At 76.4% G+C, this 9516-nt stretch carries 4 protein-coding genes; 2 read left to right on the plus strand and 2 right to left on the minus strand.

Features of this window, described 5'->3' with window-relative positions; all coding sequences use genetic code 11:
• Positions 1 to 1250 (plus strand): beta-ketoacyl reductase (locus A2U95_RS21520; protein WP_166025804.1); only part of this gene is annotated, 1250 nt, incomplete at its 5' end.
• The gene (locus A2U95_RS21525) at positions 1250 to 5260 is read left to right on the plus strand and encodes a type I polyketide synthase (RefSeq protein WP_166025806.1); all 4011 of its coding nucleotides are present in this window, start codon (positions 1250 to 1252) and stop codon (positions 5258 to 5260) included. The genes A2U95_RS21520 and A2U95_RS21525, both read left to right, overlap by 1 nt.
• 48 nt (positions 5261 to 5308) lie before the next feature.
• Here the strand turns inward: A2U95_RS21525 and A2U95_RS21530 are convergent, their stop codons facing one another.
• Both A2U95_RS21530 and A2U95_RS21535 read right to left on the minus strand, forming a co-directional pair.
• Positions 5309 to 8572: a condensation domain-containing protein gene (locus tag A2U95_RS21530; protein WP_166025808.1), complete on the minus strand. Its 3264-nt coding sequence runs from the start codon at positions 8570 to 8572 to the stop codon at positions 5309 to 5311.
• A 180-nt stretch (positions 8573 to 8752) separates the two neighbouring features.
• On the minus strand, positions 8753 to 9516 hold a 764-nt coding region (locus A2U95_RS21535; RefSeq protein WP_206283005.1), incomplete at its 5' end, for a 4'-phosphopantetheinyl transferase family protein.

Raw genomic sequence — 9516 nt, forward strand, 5'->3', positions numbered from 1 at the left:
TGTGGAAGGTGCGGGGCACGGTGCTGATCACCGGTGGTACCGGTGGTCTGGGTGCCAGGGTCGCCCGGTGGGCGGCAGCCAACGGCGCCGACCACGTCGTCCTGACCAGCCGCCGCGGCCTGGACGCACCCGGCGCGAGCGAGCTGTGCTCCACGATCGAGGAGCTCGGTGCCCGGGCCACCGTCGTGGCCTGCGACGCCACCGACCGCGAGGCACTGGCCGCACTCGCCCGCACCCTGGAGGCCGACGGCAGCCCGGTCCGCGCGGTCGTCCACACCGCAGGTGTCGGACAGGCCACCGCCCTCGCCTCCATGACCCGTGCGGAACTCGCCGGGGTGATGGACGCGAAGGTGACCGGCGCGGCCAACCTGCACGCCGTGTTCGCCGACGTCGACCTCGACGCGTTCGTCCTCTTCTCCTCCATCGCCGCCACCTGGGGCAGCGGCTGGCAGGGAGGCTACGCCGCCGCCAACGCCCACCTCGACGCCCTCGCCGAACAGCGCCGCGCCCGTGGCCTGGCGGCCACCTCCGTCGCCTGGGGCCCCTGGGCCGGCGGGGGACTGGCCCAGGGCGAAGCCGTGGAGCAACTGGAGCGGCGCGGGCTGACCCTCATGGACCCGGACGTCGCGATCGCGGCGATGGAACAGGCCCTCGCACTGGGCGCCCCCTGCACGACCGTCGCCGACGTGGCCTGGGACAGGTTCGCGCCGTCGTTCACCGCGATGCGCCCCAGCGCCCTGCTCGGCGAACTGTACGACCCGCGCCGCGGGACCGCCGCGGACACGCCCCCGCAGACCGGGGAGGCCGAGCAGGAGGCGTCCGACGCGTTCCGCGAGCAGCTCCTCTCCGTGCCGGCCGACGAACAGGGCCGCCTCCTGCGGGAACTGGTGCAGGCGGAGGCCGCCCGCGTGCTGGGACACGCGTCCGCCCACGCGGTCGAAGCCGACCGCGCGTTCCGTGACCTCGGCTTCGACTCGGTCATGGGCATCGAACTGCGCAACCGCCTCAACGACAGGACCGGCCTCGACCTCGAGTCGACCATCGTCTTCGACGAACCGTCCCCCGAGGCCCTCGCGGCGAGACTCCGCCGCGAACTGGGACTGGCGGCGGACGAGGACGGGCCCGAGGCGGCGCTTCCGGCGCCCGAACTCGCCCCGGCCGCCGAGGGAGACCCCACCGACCGCAGTGACCGGATCAGGGACATGGACGTCCAGGACCTGATCCGCATGGCCTTGGAGACGAACAGCTGATGAACGCGGGTACCGATCAGATAGTCGAGGCACTGCGGTCCGCCCTGGTGGACAACGAGCGGCTGCGGGTGCTGAACCGGAAGCTGGCCGACACGGCGACCGAGCCCGTCGCCGTCGTCGCGATGAGCTGCCGGCTGCCGGGCGAGGCCGTCTCGCCGGAGGCGTTGTGGCAGCTGGTGCTCGACGGCACGGACGCCGTGTCGCCGGCGCCCACCGACCGGGGGTGGGATCCCGCCTGGCTGCGCGCCCCCGGTGAACCGGAGGACGCGCCGGTCACCCTGGAGGCCGGTTTCGTCCACGACGCGTCGCGGTTCGACCCGGCGCCGTTCGGCATCAGCCCCCGCGAGGCGCTGGCGATGGACCCCCAGCAGCGCCTGCTGCTGGAGGCCACCTGGGAGGTGTTCGAACGCGGTGGTCTCGACCCGACCTCCCTCAAGGGGACGCCCACCGGCGTCTTCGTCGGCTGCTCGGCCTCCGGATACAGCGCCACCATGTACGGCGACGCGCAGGGGAGCGACTCCTACCTGCTGACCGGCACCGCCGGCGGCGTGCTCTCCGGGCGGCTGTCCTACACCTTCGGGCTGGAAGGGCCGGCGGTCACCGTCGACACGGCCTGTTCGTCGTCGTCCGTGGCGCTGCACCTGGCGGTCCAGTCGCTGCGCCGCGGCGAGTGCTCGCTGGCGGTCGCCGGGGGCGCGGCCGTGATCGCGACACCGGGCGTCTTCGCCGAGTTCAGCAAGCAGGGCGGGCTGGCCGGCGACGGCCGCTGCAAGGCGTTCTCCTCCGGCGCCGACGGCACCGGATGGGCCGAGGGCGTGGGCATGCTCCTCCTGGAGAAGCTCTCCGACGCCCGCCGCAACGGCCACGAGGTGCTGGCGGTCATCCGCGGCTCCGCCGTCAACCAGGACGGCGCCAGCAACGGCCTCACCGCGCCCAGCGGACCGGCGCAGCGCCGCGTCATCCGCCAGGCGCTCGCCGACGCCCGGCTCACCGCGGCCGACGTGGACGTGGTCGAGGCGCACGGCACCGGCACGACCCTGGGCGACCCCATCGAGGCCCGCGCCCTGCTCGCCACCTACGGCAAGGACCGTCTCGAGGAGAGCCCCCTCTGGCTCGGTTCGCTGAAGTCGAACATCGGCCATCCGCAGGCGGCCGCCGGAGTCGCGGGCGTCGTCAAGATGGTGATGGCGATGCGGCACGGGGTGCTGCCGAAGACCCTGCACGCCGACGAGCCGTCCCCGCACGTCGACTGGTCGGCGGGTGCGGTGCGGCTGCTCACCGAGTCCCGTCCCTGGCCGGAGACCGGCAGACCGCGCCGTGCCGCCGTGTCCTCCTTCGGCATGAGCGGCACGAACGTGCACCTCATCCTCGAGCAGGCTCCGGAACAGGAGGCCGCCGCCCAGGAGGAGGCCCCGGACGGCGCTCCGGTCGCCGGGAGCGGACCCGCCGTGGTGCCGTGGGTGCTGTCCGCCAAGTCCGAGCAGGCGCTGAAGGCCCAGGCCGAGCGGCTGCTGGCGCACGTCCGGGAGAACCCGGGGACCCCGGTCGGGGACGTCGGCTACTCGCTGGCGCTGACCCGCACCGCGTTCAACCACCGTGCGGCGGTGGTGGCCGCCGGGCGGGAGGACCTCGAGACGGCCCTGGCCTCGATCGTGTCGGGCGCGCCCGCGCCCGCCGTCGTCTCGGGCGTGGCGGGGCGCGGAACGCGTCCGGTGTTCGTGTTCCCGGGCCAGGGCGCGCAGTGGGCGGGCATGGCCGTCGAACTGCTCGACACCTCACCGGTGTTCGCGGCGCGGATGGCCGAGTGCGCGGCCGCGCTGGCCCCGCACACGGACTGGTCGCTGCTGGACGTGGTCCGTAGTGGCGAGGGCCTGGAGCGGGTGGACGTGGTCCAGCCGGTGCTGTGGGCGGTCATGGTGTCCCTCGCGGAGCTGTGGCGCTCCCACGGGGTCCAGCCGGCCGCGGTGATCGGCCACTCCCAGGGCGAGATCGCCGCGGCCGCGGTGGCGGGCATCCTGTCGCTGGAGGACGCCGCCAAGGTCGTCGCCCTGCGCTCCCGTGCCATCACCGCGCTGGCCGGACTCGGCGGCATGGTCTCGGTCGCCCGGGCGGCGGACGCCGTGCGCGAGGCGGTCGCCGCGTGGGACGGACGGATGTCCGTCGCCGCCGTCAACGGCCCCACCTCGACCGTGGTGTCGGGCGACGTCGACGCCCTGGACGAGTTCCTGGCCCACTGCCAGGCCAACGACATCCGGGCCCGCAGGGTGGACGTGGACTACGCCTCCCACTCCGCCCACGTCGAGGCCATCCGCGACGAACTCGCCCGTCTCCTCGAGGGCGTCACCCCCCGGCAGGGCACCACGCCGCTCTACTCCTCCCTCACCGGCCGTCTCCTCGACGCGGCGGAGACGGCGATGGACGGCGGCTACTGGTACGACAACCTCCGCGGCACCGTCGAGTTCGAGAACGCCACCCGTGCCGCCCTCGCCGACGGACACGGGGTGTTCGTCGAGGTGAGCCCCCACCCCGTCCTCGCCGTCGGCCTGCAGGGCACCGTCGAGGACGTCGGCGCGGCCGCCGCCGTCCTGGGCACCCTGCGCCGCGACGAGGGCGGCCCGGAGCGCTTCCTGACCTCCCTCGCCGAGGCCCACTGCCACGGCGTGGCCGTCGACTGGGAGACCGTCTTCGCCGGCACCGGCGCCCGCCGCACCGGCCTGCCCACCTACCCCTTCCAGCGGCGGCACTTCTGGCCCGACCCGCCGGCCCCCGGGGCCTTCGCGCCCGCCCCGTCGTCCACGGACCCCTCCGACGGCACTCCGGACGGCGGCGCCGTCGACGAGGAGGAGGCCGCCGTCGCCGGGCGCGAGTTCGCGGCGCGGCTGCGCGAGGTCCCGGCCGCGGAACGCCACTGGGCGCTCCTCGGCGTCGTGACCCAGCACGCCGCCGCGGTCCTCGGACACGCGTCCGCCGACGTCATCGAGACCGACACCAACTTCCTGGAGCAGGGCTTCGACTCCCTGACCGCCCTGCGGCTGCGCAACAACCTGCGCCAGGCCCTGGGCGTCGACCTCTCCGCGACCCTGCTGTTCGACCACCCCACGCCGGTGCGGCTGGCCCGGCACCTGGCGGTACGGGTCCTGGGCGGTGACGAGGAGGAGACGCCGCGGGAGACCGCCGCGGAGAGCCACCTGCTGGGGGAGCTGTTCCGGCACAGCCGCGATACCGGCCGGCCCGCCGAGTACACCGAACTGCTGATCAACCTGGCGTCGTTCCGGCCGGTCTACGACGACCACGCCGCCCTGGAGACGCCCCACCGGGCCGTCCCCCTGTCCGGCCGCGCCGGGGGCGAGGCCCCCGCCCTGATCAGCTGCTGCACCATGTCGATGCTGTCGGGCGCCCACGAGTACGCCCGCCTGGCCGCGGGCTTCCGGGGCGCCCGGGACGTCTACGCGCTGCCGCACCCCGGGTTCTCGGCGGGGCAGCCCCTCCCCGCCGACCTGGGCGTTCTGACCCGCACCCACGCCGACACCGTGCTGCGCACCGTCGGTGACGCCCCGTTCGTCCTCACCGGCCACTCCGGCGGCGCCATGGTGGCCAACGTCCTGTCGCTGGAACTGGCGCGCCAGGGCCGTCCCCCGGCCGCGGTGGTCCTGATGGACAGCTATCCGTTCGACAGCCCGGTACTGGTCGACTGGATCCCGCAGATGCTCGACGGCATGGTGGAACGCGACACCGCCTTCACGCCCATGGACGACTACCGCACCACCGCGTGGGCCGCCTACCTGCGGTTCTTCAGCGACTGGAAGGCCCAGCTGCTGGACGTGCCGACCCTGCTGGTCCGTGCGGACACCCCGCTCGGCACGATCCCGCAGGACGGCGACTGGCACGCCAGCTGGCCCCACCCGCACGACGTCCTGGACGTCCCGGGCGACCACTTCACCATGCTGGGCGACCACTCCGAGGACGTCGCCAAGCGGATCCAGGAGTGGCTGGCCGACCGGGGCCTGTGAGGCGCGGTGCGGGGGCCCGGCGGGGGGAGCCGCCGGGTCCCCGCACCGTCAGGGGCGGCGGTGCCGCGGACGGGAGAGGTCCGCGGGCCGCACGGCCTTTCCGAGGCGGGTGGCCAGGGCCTGCGTCCCGGAGGACGCCGACGCCGCGGCGACGACCACCGCGGGCTGATCACCCGTGTGATCGCCGACCAGCCGCGCCAGCTCCCAGGCGGCCTCTCCGCCGCCGGAGAACGTGCCCAGCGCCGCCAGGCGGTCCCCGGCGACGACGCGCAGCACCTCGTGCCACGAGCGGACCTGGTCGTCGCCCGAGCGCAGCAGGACCAGCTCCTCCGGGCCGGTGTACAGCTGGGCCAGCCGCACGTACCAGGAGAGCGGCGCCCCGGGCGAGGGCACCAGCCCGATCACCCGTCCCGTCCCGGGCCGCAGGGTCACGAACGGCGGACCGGAGGCCGAGGTGCCGGGCAGCAGCTCCAGCAGCCGGGCGATGGGCGTGGACCCGTCGGCGTCGGAGGGGAAGCTCCGCAGCAGGCGCACGCAGTGCGAGAGCACCCCCGACACGTCGGGCAGACGCCCGCGGTCGTGCTCCGCCGTCAGCACCAGGCCGCCCCCCTCGTCGCGGTGCGAGACCAGGGTCAGCGAGAACGCCGTCCTGGCACCCGTGGTCCAGGGGAACTCCATGCGCACGCCGAGGGCGGCGAACGACGGCTCCAGCCGCTCGAAGGGATTGATCCTGCTGTCGAACACGAGCAGGCTGCCGGCGTCCTGGTCCGGGACGGTGGGCCGCCCCGGCGCGCCGCCCGGGCCGTCCGGGGAGGCCAGGCCGTCCGGGGCGTGGGCCCAGGCACGGATCTGGCCCGCGGAGACCCACTCGTAGGACGCCAGGTCCAGCGCCTGGTCGCGCAGCGCCACCAGCAGTTCGGGCACGGTCCCCGCGGGATCGACCTCCACCGCCACCGGCACCGGGTTGCGCAGGGCGCCGGGCAGTCGCTCCACGCCGTCCAGCGCGATGCCGCGGCCGGAGAGGGCCACGCTGTACCGCACGGGACCGCGGCGCACGGCGCCCGAGGTGTGGTGGAGGAGGATCGCCCAGGCCGCCTGGACCGCGCTGCTCTCGGTCGCGCCGAGCCGTGCCGCCCAGGCCGCGAGCCGGGCGGCCTCGCCCGGCGCGATGCGGGCGCGCACCCGGCCCGGTCCCTGCCACCGCGCGGGCGAGGCGACCGCGCCGTCGCCCGGCAGGGCCACGACCCGTGTCCCCGCCCCCGCGGCGGGGGCGGACCGCCGCCAGAAGTCCTTGGCCGGGGCGGTGTCCTGGCCGGCCAGCCAGCGGGCGTGGTCCCGCACGTCGGGGCGCCGGTCGCCGCCCGGCAGGCTTCCGTCGGCCAGGTAGGCGAGACAGAACTGCTCCACCAGCAGCCGCACGCTCCACGCGTCGAGCAGCGCCTGGTGGTAGGTGACCAGCACGCGGGTCGCCGGCTGCGAGGGGGTGGCCTCGGGGTCCTGGACCAGGGTGACCCGCAGGGGGCCCGGCGCGCGCGGGTCGATGCCGCGCCTGCGGTCGGCGGCCAGCAGGTCGGACCAGGCCAGGTCGCCGGAGGCCGCCCGGACCACCTCGGGCGCCACGTGTTCGTGGATCAGCACCTGGACGTCGGAGCCGCCGCCGAACGACGCGCGCAGCACCGCCTCCCGGTCGAAGACGGACCGCCAGGCCGCGGCGAACCGCTCCTGCTCCAGCGGGCCGTGCCAGATCCAGCTGAGCTGCTCGATCTGACGGCCCGTCCCCGGATGGGCGTCGGCGTCGGCGAGCAGCTCCCGCTGCAGGGGGCTCGCCTCGATCACCCGGATGCCGTCGGCCGGCCGGTCCGCCCCGCGGGCCAGTTCCTCCAGGGTGTCCCGCAGGACGGCGACGAACCGGTCCGCGGACTCCTCGTCCACCGCGTCGAGCGGCGAGGGCGTCCAGCGCAGCTCCCACCTGAGCCGCCCGCCGCGGGTCCGCGCGGTGAGGTCGAGCAGGTGGGAGCCGTCCGCGGGCGGCGGCGCGGCGTCGGCGTCCGGGGTGAACCGCATGAGCGCCGGGACGAGTTCCCGCAGGACGAGCCGCAGGGCGGGGGAGGGGGCGTGCTCCCGGCACGCCGCGAAGGAGGCCCGTCCGACGACGGCCAGCCGGCCCGCCGCCCTGGCGAGGAAGTCCGGCCCGTCGCCGTCGGCGGCGCCCTCGAGCAGGACCGGCTCGGTGACGGCGAGCGGACCGACCGTGCGCCGCAGGGCGGGGCTGTCCTGACGGCCGTCCGTGTGCACGTCGAACGACGCCCGGTCCTCGTTCCGCCACCGGGCCAGGGCCAGCCCGGCGGCGCCCGCCAGCACCTGGGAGGCGGTCAGGCCGAGACGGCGGGCCAGGGTGACGGTCACCCGCCGGGTGGCGGCCCTGCCCAGGACGAGGGCCGGGCGGTGGGCCGCCTCCTGCGCGTCCCGCAGGGTCCGCCGCGGGCGGAACGGGTGGGCGGCGGCGCGTCCCTCGGCCACCGTCTGCCAGTGGCCCGTCTCGCGGGGGTCGGAGGCCACGTCCGGCAGCGAGCCGGTCCAGTCGCTGTAGCGGACCTCCTCGGGAGCGGGGTGCGCGGCCGCGTCGGCGAGCGCCTCGGCCAGGTCGGCGACGAGGACCCGCACGGAGGCGTGGTCGGCCACCAGCGGGTCGGCCAGCAGCACGATCCGGCGCCCGCCGCGCAGCACGACGGCGTGCAGGGTGCGGCCGGCGCGCGCGTCGAGGCGGCGGCCCGCCTCGGCGACCGCCTGCCGCTCGCGGGCGCGGGAGACCTCGGCCACGGTGCAGTCCACGGCGTCGGCGGGCGCGACCGGGCGGACCCCGGCCGCCGGGCCGTCGCCGACGCGGGACGCCAGCAGCGGATGGGCCTCCGCCAGGCCCCGCAGAGCGGCGGCGACGTCCTCCCCCGCCACCGGCCCGGCCAGGTTCAGGGTGCCGGACAGCGGGGGCACGCGGTGACCCGTCCCGTACAGCCGCAGCAGGGCGCGCTGTCCCGGCCCCGGGGCGACCGCGGGCCGGCCGGGCATGGTGAGCAGGTCCGCGACCCGGCCCGCCGGGAAGGCGTGGGCCGGATCGGGCGTCAGCAGGTAGTGGTCCGCGCCGAGCCGGCGCAGGGTGTGCCGCGTCCGGTCGGGCTCGTCGTCCAGGGCGGCGGCGACCCGCTCCTCGTGCGGGGCCCCGAAGAGCTCCAGCACGGGCGCGTGCCCGTCGGGCGACGGGCCCGGGGCCACGGTCACGACCGAGGCGGGGGAGGTGGAGAGTTCGTCGGTCAACGGTCCGTCGGGCCGTGGCCCTCCTCCTCCCCGCGATCGCCGGTCCGGATGCTTCGCCGTGCAGGCGTTACGGCAGACGGTAGGCGCGCCACGGGCGGGGTGTCCGTTTCCTCCAGCGAACCTGGAGCGGGACCCGGGAGCATCTCAGGGGGAGGGGCCGCCGGCCGGCGGGCCCGGCGGTCACCGCCGCAGCAGTTCCTCCATCGCCGCGGTCAGTCCGCGGCCGGCCGCGCGCGCCGCGCCCCGGAGGCCGGGGGCGTGCGGCGCGTCCTGGTAGGCGGCGCTCAGCACGTACCCGTCCAGGACGGTGTGGGTGGCGAGGACCCAGTCGTCGTGCCGGAAGGCGCCGCCGTCGGCCGGGGGGCCGACGCCCGGGTCGCCGAAGCCGAAGGTGGTGAAGTCCAGCCGCAGTCCTTGCCCGAGGGCCTTGCTGTAGGCCTCCTTGAGGGTCCACAGCCGCAGCAGCGCGTCCTTGCGCGGCCGCGGCGGCAGCTGGGCGAGGACGCGCAGCTCGCCGGGGGTGCAGGCCTGGGCGCTCAGCAGGCCGACGTCGGTGCGCCGGTCCAGCGGTTCGAGGTCGACCCCCACCCGGCCGCCGGTGGAGAGCCCGACCACGATCACGTCCGCGGTGTGCGACAGGCTCACCTCCAGGTCGGTTCCCGGCAGGAACGGGCGGCCGCCGATGCGGTGGCCGAGTTCGACGCCGCGCGGGTCGAGGCCGAGGACGGCGGCGGCGGCGTGCCGCAGGACCTGCTGCGCCGTCGGGTGGTGCCCGGCGTGTCCGGCGTGCCGGGGGCCGCGGGGTGGCCCGCCGGCCGGCCAGTCGGCGCCGAGGGTGTGCAGGACGGCCCTGCCGCCGGTCTCCAGGGCGGCGCGCACGCCGGCCCAGGGTCCGGCCGGGCCGTGGACGCGGACGGGGCGGGGGGCGGCGTCCGCGGCGGGCG

The organism is Streptomyces chilikensis (genome assembly GCF_001642695.1).
Classification (GTDB): Bacteria; Actinomycetota; Actinomycetes; order Streptomycetales; family Streptomycetaceae; genus Streptomyces; species Streptomyces chilikensis.

Coding starts and splice junctions, on each gene's coding strand:
- A2U95_RS21525 (WP_166025806.1), top strand. CDS start 1,250: ATGAACGCGGGTACCGATCAGATAGTCGAGGCACTGCGGTCCGCCCTG.